Here is a 21,284-nt window from a genome sequence, read left to right on the forward strand (position 1 = left end):
CCGCCAGATGAATCACCTGGCGGAGTATAGATTATTTCACTGAGTCTTTCAGTGCTTTACCCGCAACGAATGCAGGAACGTTCGCTGCTGCGATTTGGATTTCCTGACCAGTTTGTGGGTTACGACCTGTACGTGCTGCACGGTGGTTTACTTTAAATGTACCAAAGCCAATTAGTTGAACCTGGTCACCTTCTTTAAGCGCATCAGTAATACCGTCTAGAGTAGACTCTAGAGCAACTTTAGCTTGAGCTTTAGAAAGATCCGCTTTTTCAGCGATCAGGTCAATCAGTTGGGTCTTGTTCATTAGGTTTCCCTTCTAAGGTTTTTCTTCAGACGCAACAACTCTAATTCAAAAGAAGCCCGTGTGGCAAAGGTTTGTCAGCCATCATGTGGTTAGGTGAGGAGTCTTTAACCATAAACTGAGCGCAAGTTCACAAAATGTTACCAATAGGCCCAATGAAATAGTTGTATTTATTAGCTGTCGCACCAATTAATATAGGTGTAATTTCCTTATTAGCTGACAAGGTAAGCATGATCCTCCTTACGATTTACATCGCAATTGCGATTGGTGTTTCGTTCATTTGTTCGGTTCTAGAAGCCGTACTCCTCAGTATTTCGCCAAGTTATATTGGTACTCTGCGCCAGCAGAGCCACCCTGCGGCACCTCGCCTGGCGGCCCTCAAAGATAATATCGACCGGCCGCTGGCATCGATCCTGACCTTAAATACCATTGCCCACACCATTGGTGCGGCAACAGCGGGCGCCCAGGCGACGGTAGTCTTCGGCAGCCAATGGTTAGGCGTTTTTTCCGGCGTACTGACAATTGGTATCCTGCTATTTTCAGAAATTATTCCTAAAACAATTGGAGCGACCTACTGGCGCCAGTTGGCTCCCGCTTCAGCGTCGGTATTGCGCTGGATGGTATGGGCCCTGACCCCGTTTGTCTGGGTATCAGAGCAAATCACCCGCCGCCTGTCTCGGGGCCATGAAGCGCCGAAACTGCGTGACGAGCTGTCCGCAATGGCGATGCTAGCCAAAGAATCTGGCGAACTGGCCGAAGGCGAGTCAAAAATTATGACCAACCTGCTGCAGTTCCGTGATGTCAGCGTCACCAAAATTATGACACCACGTCCAGTACTCTTCCGCGTTGAAGCCGAACAACCGATCAATGAGTTTCTATCCGAGCATAAGGACAGCCCGTTCTCCCGTCCGCTGGTATACAGTGAGCAGAAAGACAATATCCTGGGCTTCGTCCACCGCCTGGAGCTCTTTGCCGAAAGCCAGGCAGGCCGTGGCCAACAAGAACTCGGTACCCTGATGCGACCGCTACCGGTCATCATGAACAATTCCAGCGTCCCCAAAGCCTTTGAGCAGCTGATGAAAGAGCGCTCACAAGTGGTGCTGGTGGTCGATGAATACGGCACAGTACAAGGGCTAGTTACCCTGGAAGATATCTTCGAGCACTTGGTCGGCGAGGAAATTGTCGATGAAGCCGATAAAAACACCGACATGCAGCAGCTGGCCTACCAGCGCTGGGAAAAATGGAAAAAACTACACGGTGTGATTGAAAGTAAAGATGATGAGTGATCGCACTGAATAATAAACAAAGGGGCCAATGGCCCCTTTGTTTTATCTTCGCTCTATAGACGATAACTATCGCTAGGCCTCCGCCAGCTGCGGCTTCTTGGCTGTCATCCGCGACCATACTAGTCCCGCCACCAACATACTGACCGTGGGTACAATCCATCCCGCATAATAATGATACAGCGGTAGATGCTGTTCTAAAGCCTGATCCAGATCTTGCGGCATCTGCCCTAGGATATGGACCGCATCAACACAGCCAAACACCAACGCCGCCGTTACTGTCATCAGTACCATACCTGGTGCCAATACCTTTCTTACCGGGGCTATAATCAGCAGGGCAATCGCAATCGGGTGCAGGGCTACCACTGCCGGCAAGGTCACCGCAAGTAGCTGCTCCAGTCCGACATTAGCTACCAAGCCCGACAGGAGCATGGTTCCCCATACACTACGGCGGTAGGTGATCGCCGAAAACGTACTGCTATAAAACTCGCTGCCGGCAGTCGTCACCCCAATTGCTGTAGTCAGGCAGGCCAGCACCATCACGCTTCCCAGCAACACAATACCGAACGTACCAAGATGGTAGTTGGTAAAGGCCGTCAGGATTTCCCCACCGTTGGTAAAATCAGCCCCCAAATCCGCGCTGGTCGAGCCGATATAGGCCAGCGACAGATACACTGCCGCCATTGCAGCGGCATACATAACAGCAGCGATAAAGGTATATTTGGCCGTCGCTCTCGGACACTCTACTCCCATATTCTGAATGGCGCGGAAAATCACCCAGCCAAAACCGATAGAGCCAAGGGCATCCATGGTCATGTACCCCTGAGTCAGCCCCTCAGCGAACGCGCCGTCAATATACGGTCCGCTCGCCGTCATCACCTGACCCGATGGGTACAGGTAGGCATAAGCCGCTAATATCGAAAGGATCACCAGCAACATCGGGGTTAGCCATTTTCCTAGCGTATCCACCAGCTTGCCCGGAAACAACGCAAACAAAATCGTCGCAAGACAAAACACCACGGAAAAAGGCACCAGGCCAGCATCACCGATAAAAGGAGCCAGGCTGAACTGGTAGGCTACGGTGATAGCACGGGGGATCACAAAGGCCGGGCCGATAACGATAAACACCATCACCCAGAAACTGGTCGCCAGCGAGCGGGGCAACGCCGCTGTCAAGTTATCAGAACCTTTCACCAATGCCACCATAACCAATGCCATTGCGGGTAATCCGACACCGGTCAGCAGGAAGCCAACCATACCGCTCATGAAGTGTTCTCCAGCCTGAAAGCCCAGGAAAGGGGGGAAGATTAAATTGCCAGCACCTAGATACATGGCGAAGGTCATAAAGCCTAAGGCTGCGATATTACGTACGCTTAACCGAGTCGATAGCATGAGTATTCCTCTGGACTGCTTTCAGCTTGGAGGAAACGGGGAGGAGAAAAGAGATCGAAAGGGACCCTGCCAGCTTCTTCACAAGCCGACAGAAAAAAGATAAAGCCTGTCAGCTCCGAATAAGGTTCAGAGAGAGCAGGAGGAGCGCGCGAGCAGCAATAGCTGCATGGCGGCTATTGTTTGCTGGTACTGAAGGCTGAGATGCTTTCATGCGATGTCCTACTTTGACAGGTTGAATATGTTCCGTCAGCGATAGTGAGCTGCGGACCTGTCTCTGTTATATACGCCCTAAGAGACTCCGCACAAGACGGCGGCATTAAATAAGTGGATTGGGTTGAAGATGAATCAGCAAGCAGTTAATAAAACCAGAAAATAGACACCAGACTAGATTTATCGACTTAACAAGATGACAACAATACCCCCCAAAAGCCAAAGCTCCTCCGCTCTTGCCACAGTATGAATATAAAGGAGGTACAAAAAAGGAGCCTTCCGGCTCCTGTTTTTTTTCAATTTGGTAATTCGGCTTACAGCTCGATACCGATATTGCTGACCGGCTCGTCACGCAACTCTTGGCGTAAATCCTTGATCAGCTCGATGTCACGGCGTTCAGCTTCTTTCAGGGCACGGAAAATTGCCCACTGCATATCCCACTCGGCACAGACGGCTTCGTTCTCTTTTTGATTCTCGTTGGTAATTTCAACACCTGTCTGAGCAAACTCAAGATCGGCCACCGTTTCTGCCGATAGGGAGCTCAGCTTGGTCAGGGTTTCCAACATCAAATCACGATCTAGCATCGCATGCAGTAAGTCTGCCAAGGCAACACAGGCATCAATTGCAGGGTTGACCGCATAAAGATCATGCTCATCGGCACTAGGAACCAGTTCTTCTAGTTTTTCTAGTTGCTTTTCGAAATTAATCTTGGCCGTTTTTACCGTCAGAATTTCCCAGATACTGTCCAGAATCGAGCGGTATTTCTGCTCATCGGCAAACTCAGTTTCCTGGCAGAAGAACGCATAATTGGGATACATGCGTTCACACAGTGAAACCATAAATGTGATGTGTTGCCACGGTTCTAATTTTTCTAAACGAAGCTGAACTGGATTCTTTAGCATGGGATAATCTGCAGTTGTGATTTGCACCGGATTTTACTTGATAAGCCGCCTGCACAAAAGGAAAAAGGAATGAACAAAGTACTGATTGTGTCGAGACAGCATGCGACCTACCGTCAATTGCTCGACCAGGCACAGCTCCCCGCCCTCGAAATCACGGAAGAGCCTGAGCAAGCCACCATTATTTTAGCCGATCCGCCTCGCATCGCCGCACATCTCGACGCTTATCCGGCCCTGCAGTGGTTGCAATCTACCTATGCGGGGATTGACGCCCTGACCAAACAAGGTTTGCGTCGGGATTACACCCTGACCAATATCCGTGGCCATTTTGGTCAGCTTATTGCCGAATATGTAATGGGATACACCCTCGATCACATCCGCCATCTTAGCCTTTACCGACAACAGCAGTTATCAGCTCAGTGGCAGCCGCATCCCTACTCCTCACTGGCCAACCGAACCATAGTCATTCTCGGCACCGGCTCGATTGGGGCGCATTTGGCTCGTGTGGCAAAGACCTTCGCTCTTAACGTGATTGGTATCAATCGCTCTGGCCATACAGCAGAGTCCTGCTTCGATCAGGTTTACCCGCTGACTCAACTGGCTGAAGGGTTGGCACGGGCTGATATTCTGGTCTCTACCCTGCCCGCAACAACTAATACTGACGATATCCTCAATGCCAGTACCTTGAGCCATTGTCACAATACACTACTGTTTAATGTGGGCCGTGGTAATGCAGTCAGTGAAGAAGGGTTACTATCCGCGATTGAACAAGGCTGTGTGGTCCATGCCTTTCTCGATGTCTTCAAGCATGAGCCGCTTGATAACAAGCATCCTTTCTGGCGGCACCCCAATGTGACCATCACGCCCCACATTGCCGCAGAAAGCTTTCCTGAACAGGTATTTGAAATATTTGAAGCCAATTACCAACGCTATATTCGGCAACAGGCATTGATGTATCAAATTGACTTTGATCGTGGCTACTAGATACAGAGAGGCAACAACCATGGCGTCGCAACAACTTGATAACCTTCTGGATCAAATTCGCCGCTGCGAGATCTGCAAAGATCATCTCCCTTTAGGGCCACGACCGGTAATACAGGCTGCCAGTAGCGCAAAACTGATGATTGTCGGTCAAGCGCCGGGCACCCGAGTCCACGCAACCGGGATCCCTTGGAACGATCCCAGCGGTGATCGCTTGCGGAACTGGTTAGAGCTCGACAGAGACACCTTTTACGACCCAAGCCAGATAGCCATTATGCCGATGGGGCTTTGCTACCCGGGCAAGGGAAAATCTGGCGATCTCCCGCCAAGACCGGAGTGCGCACCACAATGGCACCCGCAAGTCTGGCCGCTGTTGCCAGATGTCGGAATGACCCTGTTGGTTGGCCAGTATGCCCAGCAGTGGTATCTGAAAGACAAGCCGAAAACCCTGACAGAAACCGTCAGGGCCTGGCGCCAATGGTCACCTAAATACATTCCTATGCCGCACCCTTCACCACGTAATACGCTATGGCTAAAGCGAAACCCGTGGTTCGAAGAGGAAGTCGTGCCGTATATCCGGGCGTATGTCCACCAGCACCTTGGATTGGCGAAGGGGTAGGCGCGAAAAGAAAGAGAGAGCTGGTCCTGGCAACCAAGCTCACCAAACCTCAACACTTCCTCAAGCTCTTTAGCTCTTTAGCTCTTTAGCTCTTCCCAGAACCTAGGGCCTGCTTTTCCTAGCACCAAACAAAAAAGCCCACGCAGCGAACTGCATGGGCTCTTAATGCTCTTCCTAGGGCCTAGTAACCGAGGTCCCAGGACCGTTTTTACTTATGATACGGCTTTGACAGCTCATGCACCGCCTCAACAAACACGCCTGCATTTTCTGGCGGCACATCTAGGTGGATACCATGGCCAAGGTTGAACACATGGCCAGTACCTTCGTCACCGTAGCCTTCCAGGATTGTTGCCACTTCCTGACGGATACGCTCAGGTTGTGCATATAAGATAGATGGATCCATGTTGCCCTGCAGTGCGACTTTGTCACCAACACGGCGTTTGGCATCGGCGATATTGATGGTCCAGTCCAGACCAACAGCATCACAACCCGTTGCGGCGATTTGCTCTAGCCACATACCGCCATTCTTGGTAAACAGGGTGACAGGTACACGACGACCATCATTTTCACGGATCAAGCCGTCAACGATTTTGTGCATGTAGCGTAGCGAGAACTCGTTGTAGTCACGTGGCGTCAGAACGCCGCCCCAGGTATCAAAGACCATCACTGACTGTGCACCGGCTTTGATCTGTGCATTCAAGTACTCAACCACGCTGTCAGCCAACTTATCTAGCAACAGGTGCAGTGTCGCAGGCTCTGCGTACATCATTTTTTTGATCTTGGTGAACGCTTTCGAGCTACCACCTTCCACCATGTAAGTCGCCAGCGTCCACGGACTACCTGAGAAACCAATCAATGGCACTTCGCCCTTAAGATCCTTGCGGATCTGACGGACAGCGTTCATCACGTACTGTAGCTCACCTTCAGGATCTGGCAGACCAATCTTGTCAACATCGGCCTTACAAGTGATCGGACGCTCAAATTTTGGTCCTTCACCAGTTTCAAAGTACAGGCCTAGACCCATCGCATCAGGGATAGTTAGGATATCCGAGAACAGAATCGCAGCATCCAACGGGAAACGGCGCAATGGCTGAAGCGTCACTTCACTCGCTAGCTCGGCATTCTTACATAGCGACATAAAGTCACCTGCAACGCTACGTGTTGCACGGTACTCAGGTAGGTAACGGCCAGCTTGGCGCATCATCCATACTGGTGTGCAATCTACTGGTTGCTTCAACAACGCACGTAGGTAGCGGTCATTCTTTAATTCGCTCATTCTGTACTCCATGGGTAAATTCTGCGGCGTATTGTATCACTCAATGGCGCTAACAAAAGAGTCCAATTGTTAAGCAGATCATGTTTATAGCAACAATCTGTTCACCAGGTTTGCGACTCACCAGGCTCTCATGGTACAAAATCTGCGCGCTAGCAATAATAACAATGACTTTGCTCGTAGAGAGCAAATTAACTGCACCTTAATCCCTCCAATTAGGAGGGTTTTTTTATTCTAACGATCAGACATTAATGAAAGCGTATGGTTAATCAACGCTCTGGCAATCGTTCCTTCAGGAGCCAATTCAGGTAAATCCTCTTCACCTGCCCAGATAGCATCGCTCAGCTCCTGGTAATCTGGGTTGAGCTCACCGCTGTCATAGTCTGCCAAAAAGCCCATCATCAGGTTGGACGGAAATGCCCACGGCTGGCTGCCGAAGTAACGGATATTGGTCACCTTGATCCCAGTTTCCTCTTCCACTTCCCGCGCGACACACTGCTCCAGGGTTTCACCGGCCTCGACAAAACCTGCAACTACGGTATACATACCGGTTTTATGCCGAGGATGCTGGGCCAATAAGATTTTATCTTGCTTGCGCACCGCGACTATCACACAGGGGGAAACCCGAGGATAATGGCTGGCATGACACTGCAGACAACGCATCGCCAGCTCATTCTCGGCTAGCTGACACTGACCGCCACAGGCTGAACAAAACGACTGGCTATGCAGCATATGAGAAAGCTGGGTCGCCTTACCAGCCAGATTAAACAGTTCACTGTCGCTCCCCAATAATTCTCTTTGAGTGAAGAAGTGCTCCTCACTCACATTTTCCGGCGCTTCAAGCCACATCACCGGTCGCTGATGATATTCGCCGATCTGGCGCGCACCTTTCGTATCAAACCCTAACTCGGATTCAGAGCTCAACGGTAGTGCACCATCAAGCAGCAAGAGCTTACGGTTTTTCACTACGCACCAATACACTAATTCTTGTTTTTTTAACATCAATGTCACATCCATCCTTGCAGGGTATCGTTTTTACTGGCAATCTAAACTTATTGACGGAGTTTTGATCCGTAATACAAGGTTCTCTTTAATAAGAGTTTCACAGGTATCTTATTCAGTACCCCTTGTTTTGGTACTGTAGATCATGAGGGCATGGTCATGTTAAGTAAATTCGAACAAGTACAAAAGCAGTGGGGCGGCACCAGTGATGTCATTGATCACTGGCTGATGTCACGTCAGCAATTGCTGATCGATTACTGTAAGCTAGCGGGGCTTCCTCCCTTTGAGCAAAAAACACGTCAGCTTCCAACTTCTTCCCAACTTCAACTTTTCAGCCAACAACTCGTCGACTATATATCCGAAGGCCACTTTAAAATCTACGACATGGTGATGGCGCGTTGGAATGCGACTGGGTATTCCCCTACCGAAGATATCTCTCAGCTATATGCACAGATCACCCAGACCACAGATCCGCTACTGAATTTTACTGATCGGTACTGTGCGATTGAAGAAGGTGACGATATTCCTGACTTTGATAACGATCTGTCTTCTATCGGTGAGCTCATTGAACTGAGGTTTGCACTGGAAGATAACCTCATTGAGCTGATCAGTGAAAGCTTAGCGTGTCCGCCGGGGGCATAAACCACAGAGATAAGCGTTGACACAGAGAATGATGTAGCCTGAGCCTGTTTGTGGGTTTAGGTTAATCTTAGCCCCTGTGTCTCTGAACAGCAGAAGCAACCGCTTCCTGCCTTCTCGCAACTGCGCCATAAAATGGCACACTAGCTGACCTTGCCCTGAAATTCTTCTATCCCTAGTGCCATTTAAGCTCTGGGGATTTTTTCGCTACCAAGCTGAACAATTTGGTATAAAAGCCTAAAAACAAAAAGGCACCCGATTGGGTGCCTTTTTCTTGCTTAGTTCAAGAAACGAAATCTATTAGTTTTCGTCGCTCAGACCAGCGTTTAGCAGTGCTGCAAGATCCTGAGACGCTTGCTCTGCATCAACCTGAGGTGCTACAGGCTCTAGCTCTGCATCACGCTGACGCTGACGGTTCTGGTGGTACGCGAAACCGGTACCAGCAGGGATCAGACGACCAACGATTACGTTCTCTTTCAGGCCACGTAGTTCGTCACGCTTACCAGAAACCGCAGCTTCTGTAAGTACGCGAGTCGTTTCCTGGAACGATGCTGCCGAGATAAACGATTCTGTTGCCAGAGACGCTTTGGTGATACCCAGTAGGTCACGCTCGTACGTAGCAGGTAGCTTGCCTTCAGCTTCTAGCTTACGGTTTGCAATTGTTACGCGAGAGTACTCTAGCTGTTCGCCAGGTAGGAACTCAGAGTCACCAGAAGAGCTGATAGTTACCTTACGTAGCATCTGACGAATGATAGTCTCAATGTGCTTATCATTAATCTTAACGCCCTGTAGACGGTAAACTTCCTGCACTTCGTTCACGATGTATTCTGCAACTGCGTGTACACCACGTAGACGTAGAATATCGTGCGGAGCTTCTGGACCATCGGCGATTACGTCACCACATTCAACCTTCTCACCTTCGAATACGTTCAGCTGACGCCACTTAGGAATCATCTCTTCGTATGCGTTACCTTCTGCAGGTGTGATGATCAGACGACGCTTACCTTTCGTTTCTTTACCGAACGAAACAGTACCTGTGATTTCCGCTAGGATTGCAGGCTCTTTAGGCTTACGCGCTTCGAATAGGTCAGCAACTCGTGGTAGACCACCGGTGATATCTTTCGTACCGCCAGATGCCTGAGGGATACGTGCTAGCGTATCACCGATACCAACCATTGCACCATCTTCAAGCTGGATGATTGCTTTACCCGGTAGGAAGTACTGAGCTGGCATTTCAGTGCCGGCGATCATTACATCGTTACCGTTTTCATCAACTAGCTTGATAGTCGGACGCATGTCTTTACCAGCACCGGTACGCTCTGCAGCGTCTAGTACAGTGATCATAGACAGACCTGTTAGCTCATCAGTCTGACGAGAAACAGTAACGCCATCAATCAGGTCAACAAACTGAACACGACCAGCCACTTCAGTGATGATTGGCATTGTGTGCGGATCCCAGTTAGCGATAACTTCGCCAGCTTTAACTTCCGCAGCATCACCTTTGCTTAGGTGAGAACCGTATGGCAGTTTGTAGTTCTCTTTGGTACGGCCGAATTCGTCGATAACGCTCATTTCAGACGCACGAGATGTGATAACTAGCTTGCCTTCGTTGTTAGTAACAAACTTAGCGTTGTGTAGTTTCACAGAACCGTTGTTCTTCACCTGGATGCTGTTTTCTGCAGCTGCTGCAGATGCCGCACCACCGATGTGGAACGTACGCATCGTAAGCTGTGTACCCGGTTCACCGATTGACTGAGCAGCAACAACACCTACTGCCTCACCCTGGTTAACCAAGTGACCGCGAGCTAGGTCACGACCGTAACAGAACTTACAACAACCGAAGTCATTCTCACAGGTTACAACAGAACGTACTTTTACCTGGTCAACAGAGTTCGCTTCCAGGATGTCACACCACTTCTCATCAAGAAGCGTGTTACGTGGAGCAAGAACTTCGTCAGTACCCGGCTTGATAACGTCTTCAGCAACAACACGACCAAGAACGCGATCACCTAGCTGCTCTTTAACATCACCACCCTCGATTAGAGGCATCATGGTGATACCAGCGTGTGTACCACAATCATCAGTTGTGATAACCACGTCCTGCGCAACGTCTACTAGACGACGCGTTAGGTAACCGGAGTTCGCTGTCTTAAGTGCGGTATCCGCAAGACCCTTACGAGCACCGTGAGTAGAGATGAAGTACTGTAGTACGTTCAGACCTTCACGGAAGTTCGCTGTGATCGGCGTTTCGATGATTGAGCCATCCGGCTTAGCCATCAGACCACGCATACCCGCTAGCTGACGAATCTGTGCTGCAGAACCACGAGCACCCGAGTCGGCCATCATGTATACGCTGTTGAACGATTTCTGCTGCTCTTCTTCACCGTCACGGTTAATCACAGTGTCGAAAGACAGGTTATCCATCATCGCTTTAGCAACCTGCTCGTTGGCTGTTGCCCAGATATCGATAACTTTGTTGTAACGTTCGCCGGCAGTAACAAGACCAGACTGGAACTGTTCCTGGATTTCAGCAACTTCTGCTTCAGCTTCAGCGATCTTGGTGTATTTCGCTTCTGGTACAACCATATCGTCGATACCAACAGAAACACCAGACAGTGCCGCGTAAGCAAAACCTGTGTACATGATCTGGTCAGCGAAGACGACAGTGTCTTTCATGCCCAGCTCACGGTAACAAGTGTTAAGCAGTTTAGAAATTTGTTTCTTACCCAGAGCTTCGGTGTTTACTAGGCTGTATGGCAGACCTTTCGGTACGATAGTCCATAGCATTGCACGACCAACAGTCGTATCAATCAGCTTAGTATCTTCAGCTAGGTTACCCTGCTCGTCTTTAACGAACTGAGTAATACGAACTTTAACGCGAGCATGTAGCTCTGCATTACCTGTACGGTATGCTTTTTCAGCTTCAGCAGGACCTTCAAGGTACATGCCTTCGCCTTTAGCGTTAATCTTTTCACGAGTCATGTAGTAAAGACCCAATACAACGTCCTGAGAAGGTACGATGATCGGATCACCAGATGCTGGTGATAGGATGTTGTTCGTAGACATCATCAGTGCACGAGCTTCTAGCTGTGCTTCCAGAGTTAGAGGTACGTGTACCGCCATCTGGTCACCATCGAAGTCGGCGTTATATGCCGCACACACTAGTGGGTGAAGCTGGATCGCTTTACCTTCGATTAGTACTGGTTCAAATGCCTGAATACCTAGACGGTGCAGTGTTGGTGCACGGTTAAGCATTACTGGGTGTTCGCGGATTACTTCGTCCAGGATATCCCAAACGACAGCTTCTTCGCGCTCTACCATCTTCTTGGCAGCTTTGATTGTCGTAGCCAGGCCACGAGTTTCTAGCTTGCCGTAGATGAATGGCTTAAATAGCTCAAGTGCCATCTTCTTAGGAAGACCACACTGATGCAGACGCAGGTATGGACCTACGGTGATAACAGAACGACCTGAGTAGTCTACACGCTTACCAAGAAGGTTCTGACGGAAACGACCCTGCTTACCTTTGATCATATCAGCCAAAGATTTCAGAGGACGCTTGTTAGAGCCAGTGATAGCGCGGCCACGACGACCGTTATCTAGCAATGCATCGACAGATTCCTGAAGCATACGCTTTTCGTTACGTACGATGATATCAGGAGCAGCCAGGTCTAGAAGACGCTTCAGACGGTTGTTACGGTTGATTACGCGACGGTACAGATCGTTCAGATCAGACGTTGCGAAACGACCACCATCCAGCGGTACCAGCGGACGTAGATCCGGCGGCAGAACTGGCAGTACAGACAGGATCATCCACTCTGGGTTGTTGCCTGACTGTAGGAATGCTTCTACAAGCTTAAGACGCTTGGTTAGTTTCTTACGCTTGGTTTCAGAGTTAGTTTCTTCTAGCTCTTCGCGCATTAGTTCGATTTCAGCATTCAGGTCCATGTTGGCCAGCAATGCTTTAACCGCTTCTGCACCCATCTTAGCGTCGAACTCGTCGCCCCACTCTTCAAGTGCATCCAGGTACTGCTCTTCAGAAAGCAGCTGGCTACGCTCAAGGTTGGTCATACCTGGTTCGATTACTACGTAAGATTCGAAGTAAAGTACACGCTCAATGTCACGTAGCGGCATGTCCATTAACAGACCGATACGAGATGGCAGTGACTTAAGGAACCAGATGTGGGCAACAGGTGAAGCTAGCTCGATGTGACCCATACGCTCACGACGTACCTTGGTCTGAGTAACTTCAACACCACATTTTTCACAGATAACACCACGGTGCTTCAGGCGCTTATATTTGCCACAAAGACACTCGTAGTCTTTTACCGGGCCAAAGATACGTGCACAGAAAAGACCGTCACGCTCAGGCTTAAAAGTACGGTAGTTGATGGTTTCTGGCTTTTTAACTTCACCGAAAGACCATGAACGGATCATGTCAGGTGAAGCAAGACCGATTTTGATTGCATCAAATTCTTCAGTCTTGTGTTGTGCTTTCAGAAACTTAAGTAAGTCTTTCACATTCGGCTCCTGTGAGGAGTTGACCCATAAAGGCGCCAGTCTACTGGCGCCTTCATATTTATACCGGAGTAACTAAATAAGTATAGGTAACTAGCCTAGGCTTATTCGTCTTCCAGCTCGATGTTGATACCCAACGAGCGGATTTCTTTCAACAATACGTTGAAGGATTCCGGCATACCAGGTTCCATACGATGGTCGCCATCGACGATGTTCTTATACATCTTCGTACGGCCGTTAACGTCATCCGACTTAACAGTTAGCATTTCCTGTAGAGTGTAAGCTGCGCCGTATGCTTCCAGCGCCCATACTTCCATCTCACCGAAACGCTGACCACCGAACTGAGCTTTACCACCCAGCGGCTGCTGAGTAACAAGGCTGTAAGAACCGGTAGAACGGGCATGCATCTTGTCATCAACCAGGTGGTTCAGTTTCAGCATGTACATGTAACCAACGGTTACAGGACGCTCAAACATATCACCGGTACGACCGTCAAACAGTTTCAGCTGACCAGACTCAGGCAGGTCACCCAGTTTCAACAGCTCTTTGATTGATGCTTCAGGCGCACCATCAAATACAGGTGTTGCAATCGGTAGACCGTTACGTAGGTTCTTAATCAACGTACGTACTTCGTCGTCAGATAGCGCAGCGATATCTACTTCCTGGCGCGTATCGCCCAGATCGTAGACTTTCTGCAGGAATTCACGGAACTTGTGAAGTTCTTGCTGCTGCTTCAGCATCTCGTTGATCTTGTCACCGATACCTTTCGCTGCAAGACCCAAGTGAGTCTCCAGGATCTGACCGATGTTCATACGAGATGGTACACCCAGTGGGTTCAGTACGATATCGACTGTCTGTCCTTTTTCATCGTACGGCATGTCTTCAACAGGGTTGATCTTAGAGATTACACCCTTGTTACCGTGACGACCCGCCATCTTATCACCAGGCTGGATACGACGCTTAACAGCTAGGTATACTTTAACAATCTTAAGTACGCCCGGCGCTAGGTCATCACCCTGTGTGATCTTACGACGCTTAGTTTCAAACTTCTTATCGAACTCAGCTTTCAGTTCATCATACTGCTCTGCAAGCTGTTCCAGCTGGTTTTGCTGTGCTTCGTCATCAAGTGTCTGTGCAAACAGTCTCTCGCGGTCCATTGAAGCAATCTTGTCTTCGCTGTAACCGGCAGAAAGTAGAAGCGTACGAACACGAGCAAGAAGACCACCCTCAAGGATCTGGAATTCTTCTGTGATGTCTTTCTTCGCTTCTTTCAGCTGCATCTCTTCAATTTCAAGCGCACGCTTGTCTTTTTCTACGCCATCGCGGGTAAATACCTGAACGTCGATGATCGTACCAGACACTGAGTTTGGTACACGTAGTGAAGAGTCTTTAACATCAGATGCTTTTTCACCGAAGATAGCACGTAGTAGCTTCTCTTCAGGCGTTAGCTGAGTTTCACCCTTAGGTGTCACTTTACCAACCAGGATGTCGCCACCCTTAACTTCAGCACCAATGTAAACGATACCTGATTCGTCCAGCTTAGAAAGCGCCGCTTCACCCACGTTAGGGATATCCGCAGTGATTTCTTCAGCACCCAGCTTAGTATCACGCGCCACACAAGATAGCTCTTGAATGTGGATAGTTGTCAGGCGATCTTCCTGTACAACACGCTCAGAAACTAGGATGGAATCCTCGAAGTTGTAACCATTCCAAGGCATGAACGCGATACGCATGTTCTGACCAAGCGCTAGTTCACCAAGGTCTGTTGAAGGACCATCAGCAAGAACATCACCGCGAGATACAGGCTCACCCGGCATCACAGTTGGACGCTGGTTGATACATGTGTTCTGGTTAGAACGGGTGTACTTAGTCAGGTTGTAGATGTCGATACCCGCTTCGCCTGGTACCAGCTCGTCTTCGTTAACTTTGATAACGATACGAGATGCATCAACTGACTGTACTTGACCGCCACGTTTAGCAACTGCGGTTACACCGGAGTCAACTGCCACGTTACGTTCGATACCTGTACCAACTAGCGGCTTGTCAGCGCGCAGTGTCGGAACAGCCTGACGCTGCATGTTCGCACCCATAAGGGCACGGTTCGCATCATCGTGCTCTAGGAATGGGATCAGAGATGCCGCCACCGATACAACCTGGTTGGTTGCAACGTCCATGTACTGAACATGGTCACGTGGGTGCAGACCTGAGTCACCTTTCTGGCGAGCTGTGATCAGTTCGTCAGCGAAAGAGCCGTCTTCGTTAAGCGCGGCGTTCGCCTGAGCGATTACATACTGACCTTCTTCGATTGCAGACAGGTATTCAATTTGTTCGGTAACTTTACCATCAACTACTTTACGGTAAGGCGTTTCCAGGAAACCGTATGGGTTACACTGAGCAAACGCTGAAAGTGAGTTGATTAGACCGATGTTTGGACCTTCAGGCGTTTCGATAGGACATAGGCGACCGTAGTGAGTCGCGTGTACGTCTCGAACCTCAAAGCCAGCACGTTCACGAGTCAGACCACCTGGACCAAGCGCCGAAATACGACGTTTGTGAGTAACTTCTGACAGCGGGTTGTTCTGGTCCATAAACTGAGACAGCTGAGAAGAGCCGAAGAACTCTTTCACTGCCGCAGAAATTGGCTTCGCGTTGATTAGGTCTTGAGGCATAACAGCATCAAGATCGCCTAGGCTTAGACGCTCTTTCACTGCACGCTCAACACGTACTAGGCCAACACGGAACTGGTTTTCAGCCATTTCGCCAACAGAACGGATACGACGGTTACCAAGGTGGTCGATATCATCAACTTCACCACGGCCGTTACGGATGTCGATCAGTTTGCGCATTACATCAATGATGTCTGCGTGATCTAGCGTACCCGCACCCGTTGTCTCATCACGAAGAAGAGAGCTGTTGAACTTCATACGACCAACAGCAGATAGATCGTAACGATCTTCTGAGAAGAACAGGCTTTCGAATAGCTGCTCTGCTGCTTCACGTGTTGGCGGCTCACCAGGACGCATCATGCGGTAGATTTCAACTAGCGCACTTAGACGATCAGTCGTGCTGTCGACACGGATGGTGTCAGACATGTACGGACCGTAGTCAAGGTCATTGGTGAACAGAACTTCTAGTGACTTGTGGCCCGCTTGTGAAAGCAGAGCAAGAGTCTCTAGGCTAAGTTCTTGGTTAGCTGCTGCGATTAGCTCGCCGGTTTCCTCGTTCACGTAATCACGTGACGCGATTTTACCCACGATGTATTCAACAGGCACTTCAATATGATCAACACCGTCTTTGCCTAGCTGGCGAATATGACGGGCTGTAATACGGCGGCCTTGCTCTACGTATAGCTTACCGTTCGCTTCAATGTTGAAGCTTGCAGTTTCGCCACGTAGACGGTCAGGCACAAGTTCCATAACCAGAGACTTACCTTGAACTTCGAAGTTTACTTTCTCGAAGAACATGTCAAGGATTTGCTCGGTTGTGTAACCTAGCGCACGTAGAATAATTGAAGCTGGAAGTTTACGACGACGGTCGATACGTACGAATACGTTATCCTTAGGATCAAATTCGAAATCCAACCATGAACCACGGTATGGGATTACGCGTGCGTTATAAAGCACTTTACCTGAGGAGTGGGTTTTACCCTTATCGCTGTCGAAGAAGACACCCGGGCTACGGTGCAGCTGGGATACGATAACCCTCTCGGTACCATTAATAACGAAAGTACCGTTATCAGTCATGAGCGGAATCTCGCCCATGTAAACTTCTTGTTCTTTAATGTCTTTTACGGTGCCAGCTGGCGCGTCTTTGTCATACATGACAAGACGTAGCTTCACACGCAACGGTGCAGAGTACGTTACGCCACGAATTTGACATTCTTTGACATCGAAGACCGGCTCACCGAGACGATAGCTAACGTATTGCAGCTCGGAATTGCCGTTATAGCTCTGAATCGGGAAAACAGAACGAAAGGCAGCTTCAAGACCGTAGTGCCCTTCCGGATCCTGCTCGATGAACTTTTTAAAAGACTCAAGCTGGATCGACAGCAAGTATGGTACATCCAAAACTTGTGGACGCTTACCAAAATCCTTACGGATACGCTTTTTCTCGGTATAAGAGTAAACCATAGGTTCCTCAGATCGCTGATAAGTGATCCAAACTGCTCAAAACGAGGAGCAGTGACTAATAACACTGTTTGTTGTAGGAACAGCTCTAAAGGTTTAGGGCTGTTTTTTTGCACAGCTAGTGGTTGCAAAACAATGTGAAAAACACCACTACCCTACAGCGCAAAAAGGCCGGTGGCAATTTGCCACCAGCCATTAGCCTTTTCAGGCTAAGAAATTAAGTAAATATTACTTAATTTCAACAGAAGCACCAGCTTCTTCTAGCTGAGCTTTAAGAGCTTCAGCTTCTGCTTTGTCAACGCCTTCTTTAAGTGGAGAAGGAGCGCCGTCTACAAGAGCTTTAGCTTCTTTAAGACCTAGGCCAGTTGCGCCACGTACAGCTTTGATAACTTGAACTTTCTGTGAACCAGCAGATGCTAGGATTACGTCGAATTCAGTTTGCTCTTCAGCTGCTTCTGCAGCTGCGCCGCCTGCTACTACTGCAGCTGCAGCAGAAACACCGAATTTCTCTTCCATAGCTTCGATAAGCTCAACAACTTGCATTACAGACATTTCTGCAACTGCGTCTAGGATTTGCTCGTTAGTGATAGACATAACAATTCTCTTTGAAATCAACAATTAGTTTAAATAGCAACCAGTGAAAAAACAGGGCAATTAAGCCGCAGCTTCTTCTTTCTGATCGCGTAGAGCTGCGATAGTACGTACCAGCTTGCCAGCTGAAGCTTCTTTCATGCACATCATTAGGCGTGCAATCGCTTCGTCGTAAGTTGGTAGAGTCGCAAGAATTTCTGCGTCAGCAACAGCGCCTTCGAATGCGGCTGCTTTGATCTCGAAATCTTTGTTCTCTTTAGCGAAGTCTTTGAAAAGACGCGCTGCAGCACCTGGGTGCTCATTAGAGAAACCGATCAGTGTAGGACCAACAAAAACGTCTTGTAGACATTCAAAGTCAGTACCTTCAACTGCACGACGTGCTAGTGTGTTACGAACAACTTTCAGGTAAACGCCGTTTTCACGAGCTTGTTTACGTAGAGAAGTCATCGCATCAACTGCAACGCCACGAGAGTCAGCAACAACTGCAGACAGGGCACCATTGGCAGCTTCGTTGACTTCAGCAACAATTGCTTTTTTGTCTTGAAGATTTAATGCCATTGGATTAGCTCCTGGATTTAGCTGGGTTACCCCAGTCATTACACCACTCACTGTCAGTATGACAGGAGAGTCTTTACGGCGCAGATCCAAGAATGACTTACATCAATCATGTTCTGGCACCGTCTACGTAGGTAAAATTAAGTTCCTAAGAACGCCTACGGTCTTGGACGAAGGCTAATTTACAAGCAATTAGCCTCAGCCATGAATTTGTGAACGCCAGATTATACACTAACCTGGCAGTTCTGCAAATTATTGTGCGTTAGTATCCAGAGTGTTCTGGTCTAGCGCTACACCTGCACCCATAGTGGTAGAGATGCTTACTTTCTTGATGAAAGTACCTTTAGCAGAAGAAGGCTTAGCTTTCTTCAGAGCCACTAGAAGTGCTTCTAGGTTCTCTTTAAGGTTTGCTGCGTCAAAATCCACTTTACCGATAGTAGTGTGGATGATGCCGTTCTTGTCGTTACGGTAACGAACCTGACCAGCTTTAGCATTCTTAACTGCTTCAGCAACGTTAGGAGTTACAGTACCAACTTTAGGGTTTGGCATTAGACCGCGTGGACCAAGAATAGTACCCAGCTGGCCAACAACGCGCATTGCATCTGGAGATGCGATAACTACGTCGAAGTCCATCACGCCTTTCTTAACTTGATCAGCAAGTTCTTCCATACCTACTAGGTCAGCGCCAGCTTCTTTAGCAGCTTCTGCGTTAGCACCTTGAGTGAACACAGCAACACGGATTTCACGACCAGTACCGTGTGGTAGCACAGTTGCGCCACGAACGTTTTGGTCTGATTTACGTGCATCGATGCCAAGGTTAACAGCAACGTCAACGCTTTCAGTAAATTTAGCAGTAGCTAGTTCTTTAAGAAGAGCAACAGCTTCGTTGATTTCGTACTCTTTAGTTACGTCAACTTTGTCACGGATAACGCGCATGCGTTTAGTCAGTTTTGCCATTGTCTTAACCCTCTACCACTAGGCCCATTGAACGAGCAGTACCAGCAATCGAACGCTTCATAGCTTCGATGTCAGCACCAGTCATATCAGCCGCTTTAGTTTCAGCGATTTCCTGAACCTGAGCGTCAGTAACAGTACCAACTTTCTCAGTGTTAGGACGGCCAGAACCAGACTTAACGCCTGCTGCTTTCTTCAGAAGAACTGCTGCAGGTGGAGTCTTAGTAACGAACGTGAAAGAACGGTCGTTGTATACTGTGATAACAACAGGAATTGGAAGACCTTTCTCGATTGAGTCAGTCTTAGCGTTGAACGCTTTACAGAATTCCATGATGTTCACACCGTGCTGACCAAGAGCTGGACCAACTGGTGGACTAGGGTTTGCTGCACCAGCTGCTACTTGCAGCTTGATGTAAGCTTCTACTTTTTTAGCCATTGCTATATACCTAAATTTGGGTTCGAACGTCTATTTCTTACAAATAGACTCCCCGTCTAACGAAAGGGCGCGAAATTATAGTCCAATTTCACGCCCCTGACAATAAAAACTGACTACTAATTAATCAGCTTTTTTCTACCTGACCGAACTCCAGTTCAACTGGTGTTGCACGGCCGAAGATCGACACAGAAACCTTCACGCGGCTCTTGTCGTAATCGACTTGTTCAACAACACCGTTAAAGTCTGCAAACGGACCATCGGTAACACGGACAACTTCACCCGGCTCAAACACAGTTTTGTGAACTGGTGATTCACTTGCCTGCTGAAGACGGTTAAGAATGGCATCCGCCTCTTTATCAGAGATAGGAGCTGGACGGTCTGAAGTACCGCCGATGAACCCCATTACACGAGGGATACTACGTACCAGATGCCATGTCTCGTCGTTCATCACCATCTGTACCAGCACATAGCCAGGGAAGAACTTACGTTCACTCTTACGGCGCTGGCCTGCACGCATCTCAACCACTTCCTCGGTCGGTACTAGTACCTCATCAAAGTAGTCTTCCATGCTATGCATTTTGATATGCTCACGTAGTGATTGTGCTACACGACCTTCAAAACCTGAAAAGGCCTGTACTACATACCATCGTTTTTTTGGAGCTTCGCTCATGAACTCTTACCTCACACACCGGTAACTAGGCGGACTAGACGGACCATGATGCCGTCGATGCCCCACAAGGCTAACGCCATAATGACAGTGACAGCTAAAACGATAAAGGTTGTCTGCGTAGCTTCCTGACGAGTAGGCCATACTACCTTGCGGACTTCCATGCGCGATTCACGGGCAAACGTAATCGCGGTTTTACCTTTTGCTGTAAGTGCGGCAATACCACCAGCCACAGCCACTAGGACTACAACGGCAGCAGCACGTAGCACTACAGAAACATCACTGTACAGGTAATTACCAACCACAGCGGCAGCTAGCAAAGCAAATACAGCGACCCATTTCAGGCCATCCATACTGCTAGAGCTGCTTTGGTTTTCGGCATTCGCTTTCATACAACCAACCTGTAACTAGTCTCAATATAGACGAAAATAACCCCGCAAGTGCGAGGCCATAAATGAAGGAAAGCGCTAACGCCTTAATTACATGGAAAAAACTTCATCTCAATAATCTTTAATCCTGCACTTTTGACCAAAAAACAACCTGACCAAAATTCAAGCGCAGAAAAAGGGCATCAAATGATGCCCTTTTTGGTACCGTGTCGTCAAATATTATTCAACGATTGTTGCAACAACACCAGCACCAACTGTACGACCACCTTCACGGATAGCGAAGCGTAGGCCTTCGTCCATCGCGATTGGGCAGATTAGAGTAACAGTCATAGAAACGTTGTCACCAGGCATTACCATTTCAACGCCTTCTGGTAGCTCGATAGTACCAGTTACGTCAGTTGTACGGAAGTAGAACTGTGGACGGTAACCTTTGAAGAAAGGAGTGTGACGG

At 48.7% G+C, this 21,284-nt stretch carries 18 protein-coding genes; 4 read left to right on the plus strand and 14 right to left on the minus strand.

What is annotated here, in order from left to right; translation table 11 throughout:
• Positions 1 to 31: 31 nt before the first annotated feature.
• Positions 32 to 304, minus strand: a complete 273-nt coding sequence (gene hupA / locus MD588_RS18310; RefSeq protein ID WP_039458747.1) for a nucleoid-associated protein HU-alpha — start codon at positions 302 to 304, stop codon at positions 32 to 34.
• Between the two features lie 227 nt (positions 305 to 531).
• Between hupA and MD588_RS18315 the strand changes: the two genes are divergently transcribed.
• Positions 532 to 1,587, plus strand: coding sequence for a CNNM domain-containing protein (locus MD588_RS18315; protein WP_265699029.1), 1,056 nt, complete (start codon positions 532 to 534; stop codon positions 1,585 to 1,587).
• 72 nt (positions 1,588 to 1,659) lie between these two features.
• Here MD588_RS18315 and brnQ read toward each other — a convergent pair whose 3' ends face one another.
• Both brnQ and MD588_RS18325 read right to left on the minus strand, forming a co-directional pair.
• Positions 1,660 to 2,976: a branched-chain amino acid transport system II carrier protein gene (brnQ, locus tag MD588_RS18320; protein WP_265699030.1), complete on the minus strand. Its 1,317-nt coding sequence runs from the start codon at positions 2,974 to 2,976 to the stop codon at positions 1,660 to 1,662.
• A 524-nt stretch (positions 2,977 to 3,500) separates the two neighbouring features.
• Positions 3,501 to 4,088 carry a YjaG family protein gene (locus MD588_RS18325; protein ID WP_265699031.1) on the minus strand — a complete coding sequence of 196 codons (588 nt, stop codon included), beginning with the start codon at positions 4,086 to 4,088 and terminating at the stop codon, positions 3,501 to 3,503.
• Between the two features lie 69 nt (positions 4,089 to 4,157).
• Here MD588_RS18325 and MD588_RS18330 point away from each other — a divergent pair, with 69 nt between their 5' ends.
• Both MD588_RS18330 and MD588_RS18335 read left to right on the plus strand, forming a co-directional pair.
• Positions 4,158 to 5,069 (plus strand): D-2-hydroxyacid dehydrogenase, encoded by a 912-nt coding sequence (locus MD588_RS18330; protein ID WP_265699032.1) that lies wholly within the window; start codon positions 4,158 to 4,160, stop codon positions 5,067 to 5,069.
• Positions 5,070 to 5,088: 19 nt separating this feature from the next.
• The gene (locus MD588_RS18335; protein ID WP_265699033.1) at positions 5,089 to 5,685 is read left to right on the plus strand and encodes a uracil-DNA glycosylase family protein; all 597 of its coding nucleotides are present in this window, start codon (positions 5,089 to 5,091) and stop codon (positions 5,683 to 5,685) included.
• A 208-nt stretch (positions 5,686 to 5,893) separates the two neighbouring features.
• Here the strand turns inward: MD588_RS18335 and hemE are convergent, their stop codons facing one another.
• Both hemE and nudC read right to left on the minus strand, forming a co-directional pair.
• Positions 5,894 to 6,961 (minus strand): uroporphyrinogen decarboxylase, encoded by a 1,068-nt coding sequence (gene hemE / locus MD588_RS18340; RefSeq protein WP_265699034.1) that lies wholly within the window; start codon positions 6,959 to 6,961, stop codon positions 5,894 to 5,896.
• 231 nt (positions 6,962 to 7,192) lie between these two features.
• Entirely contained in the window at positions 7,193 to 7,960 is a 768-nt protein-coding gene (gene nudC / locus MD588_RS18345; RefSeq protein ID WP_265699036.1) for an NAD(+) diphosphatase, read from the minus strand.
• Positions 7,961 to 8,113: 153 nt separating this feature from the next.
• Between nudC and rsd the strand changes: the two genes are divergently transcribed.
• Entirely contained in the window at positions 8,114 to 8,602 is a 489-nt protein-coding gene (gene rsd / locus MD588_RS18350; protein ID WP_265699038.1) for a sigma D regulator, read from the plus strand.
• Positions 8,603 to 8,899: 297 nt separating this feature from the next.
• On the opposite strand, the gene rpoC is transcribed toward rsd, so the two are convergent.
• From rpoC to MD588_RS18395, 9 genes are all read right to left on the minus strand, one after another.
• The gene (gene rpoC, locus MD588_RS18355) at positions 8,900 to 13,117 is read right to left on the minus strand and encodes a DNA-directed RNA polymerase subunit beta' (RefSeq protein ID WP_265699039.1); all 4,218 of its coding nucleotides are present in this window, start codon (positions 13,115 to 13,117) and stop codon (positions 8,900 to 8,902) included.
• A 101-nt stretch (positions 13,118 to 13,218) separates the two neighbouring features.
• A complete protein-coding gene (gene rpoB, locus MD588_RS18360) occupies positions 13,219 to 17,244 on the minus strand; it encodes a DNA-directed RNA polymerase subunit beta (protein ID WP_265699040.1) in 4,026 nt (1,341 codons plus the stop codon).
• 225 nt (positions 17,245 to 17,469) lie between these two features.
• Entirely contained in the window at positions 17,470 to 17,835 is a 366-nt protein-coding gene (gene rplL, locus MD588_RS18365; protein ID WP_265699041.1) for a 50S ribosomal protein L7/L12, read from the minus strand.
• A 60-nt stretch (positions 17,836 to 17,895) separates the two neighbouring features.
• Positions 17,896 to 18,390: a 50S ribosomal protein L10 gene (gene rplJ, locus MD588_RS18370; protein WP_265699042.1), complete on the minus strand. Its 495-nt coding sequence runs from the start codon at positions 18,388 to 18,390 to the stop codon at positions 17,896 to 17,898.
• Between the two features lie 249 nt (positions 18,391 to 18,639).
• Positions 18,640 to 19,344: a 50S ribosomal protein L1 gene (gene rplA / locus MD588_RS18375; protein ID WP_265699044.1), complete on the minus strand. Its 705-nt coding sequence runs from the start codon at positions 19,342 to 19,344 to the stop codon at positions 18,640 to 18,642.
• Between the two features lie 4 nt (positions 19,345 to 19,348).
• Positions 19,349 to 19,777, minus strand: a complete 429-nt coding sequence (rplK, locus tag MD588_RS18380; protein WP_075763488.1) for a 50S ribosomal protein L11 — start codon at positions 19,775 to 19,777, stop codon at positions 19,349 to 19,351.
• Positions 19,778 to 19,901: 124 nt separating this feature from the next.
• Positions 19,902 to 20,447 carry a transcription termination/antitermination protein NusG gene (gene nusG, locus MD588_RS18385; RefSeq protein WP_128785711.1) on the minus strand — a complete coding sequence of 182 codons (546 nt, stop codon included), beginning with the start codon at positions 20,445 to 20,447 and terminating at the stop codon, positions 19,902 to 19,904.
• A gap of 11 nt (positions 20,448 to 20,458) precedes the next feature.
• Positions 20,459 to 20,836 (minus strand): preprotein translocase subunit SecE, encoded by a 378-nt coding sequence (secE, locus tag MD588_RS18390; protein ID WP_265699047.1) that lies wholly within the window; start codon positions 20,834 to 20,836, stop codon positions 20,459 to 20,461.
• Positions 20,837 to 21,052: 216 nt separating this feature from the next.
• Positions 21,053 to 21,284 (minus strand): EF-Tu C-terminal domain-related protein (locus MD588_RS18395; protein WP_456107237.1); only part of this gene is annotated, 232 nt, incomplete at its 5' end.

Source organism: Photobacterium obscurum, from assembly GCF_026191635.1.
Taxonomy (GTDB): Bacteria; Pseudomonadota; Gammaproteobacteria; order Enterobacterales; family Vibrionaceae; genus Photobacterium; species Photobacterium obscurum.

Excerpts from the sequence above, each read along its gene's own strand:
- MD588_RS18325 (WP_265699031.1), bottom strand. The coding sequence starts at position 4,088 with ATGCTAAAGAATCCAGTTCAGCTTCGTTTAGAAAAATTAGAACCGTGG.
- nusG (WP_128785711.1), bottom strand. The coding sequence starts at position 20,447 with ATGAGCGAAGCTCCAAAAAAACGATGGTATGTAGTACAGGCCTTTTCA.
- hupA (WP_039458747.1), bottom strand. The coding sequence starts at position 304 with ATGAACAAGACCCAACTGATTGACCTGATCGCTGAAAAAGCGGATCTT.
- rplA (WP_265699044.1), bottom strand. The coding sequence starts at position 19,344 with ATGGCAAAACTGACTAAACGCATGCGCGTTATCCGTGACAAAGTTGAC.
- secE (WP_265699047.1), bottom strand. The coding sequence starts at position 20,836 with ATGAAAGCGAATGCCGAAAACCAAAGCAGCTCTAGCAGTATGGATGGC.
- MD588_RS18335 (WP_265699033.1), top strand. The coding sequence starts at position 5,089 with ATGGCGTCGCAACAACTTGATAACCTTCTGGATCAAATTCGCCGCTGC.
- MD588_RS18330 (WP_265699032.1), top strand. The coding sequence starts at position 4,158 with ATGAACAAAGTACTGATTGTGTCGAGACAGCATGCGACCTACCGTCAA.
- nudC (WP_265699036.1), bottom strand. The coding sequence starts at position 7,960 with ATGTTAAAAAAACAAGAATTAGTGTATTGGTGCGTAGTGAAAAACCGT.
- rpoB (WP_265699040.1), bottom strand. The coding sequence starts at position 17,244 with ATGGTTTACTCTTATACCGAGAAAAAGCGTATCCGTAAGGATTTTGGT.
- rplL (WP_265699041.1), bottom strand. The coding sequence starts at position 17,835 with ATGTCTATCACTAACGAGCAAATCCTAGACGCAGTTGCAGAAATGTCT.
- rsd (WP_265699038.1), top strand. The coding sequence starts at position 8,114 with ATGGTCATGTTAAGTAAATTCGAACAAGTACAAAAGCAGTGGGGCGGC.
- rplJ (WP_265699042.1), bottom strand. The coding sequence starts at position 18,390 with ATGGCATTAAATCTTCAAGACAAAAAAGCAATTGTTGCTGAAGTCAAC.
- hemE (WP_265699034.1), bottom strand. The coding sequence starts at position 6,961 with ATGAGCGAATTAAAGAATGACCGCTACCTACGTGCGTTGTTGAAGCAA.
- MD588_RS18315 (WP_265699029.1), top strand. The coding sequence starts at position 532 with ATGATCCTCCTTACGATTTACATCGCAATTGCGATTGGTGTTTCGTTC.
- brnQ (WP_265699030.1), bottom strand. The coding sequence starts at position 2,976 with ATGCTATCGACTCGGTTAAGCGTACGTAATATCGCAGCCTTAGGCTTT.
- rplK (WP_075763488.1), bottom strand. The coding sequence starts at position 19,777 with ATGGCTAAAAAAGTAGAAGCTTACATCAAGCTGCAAGTAGCAGCTGGT.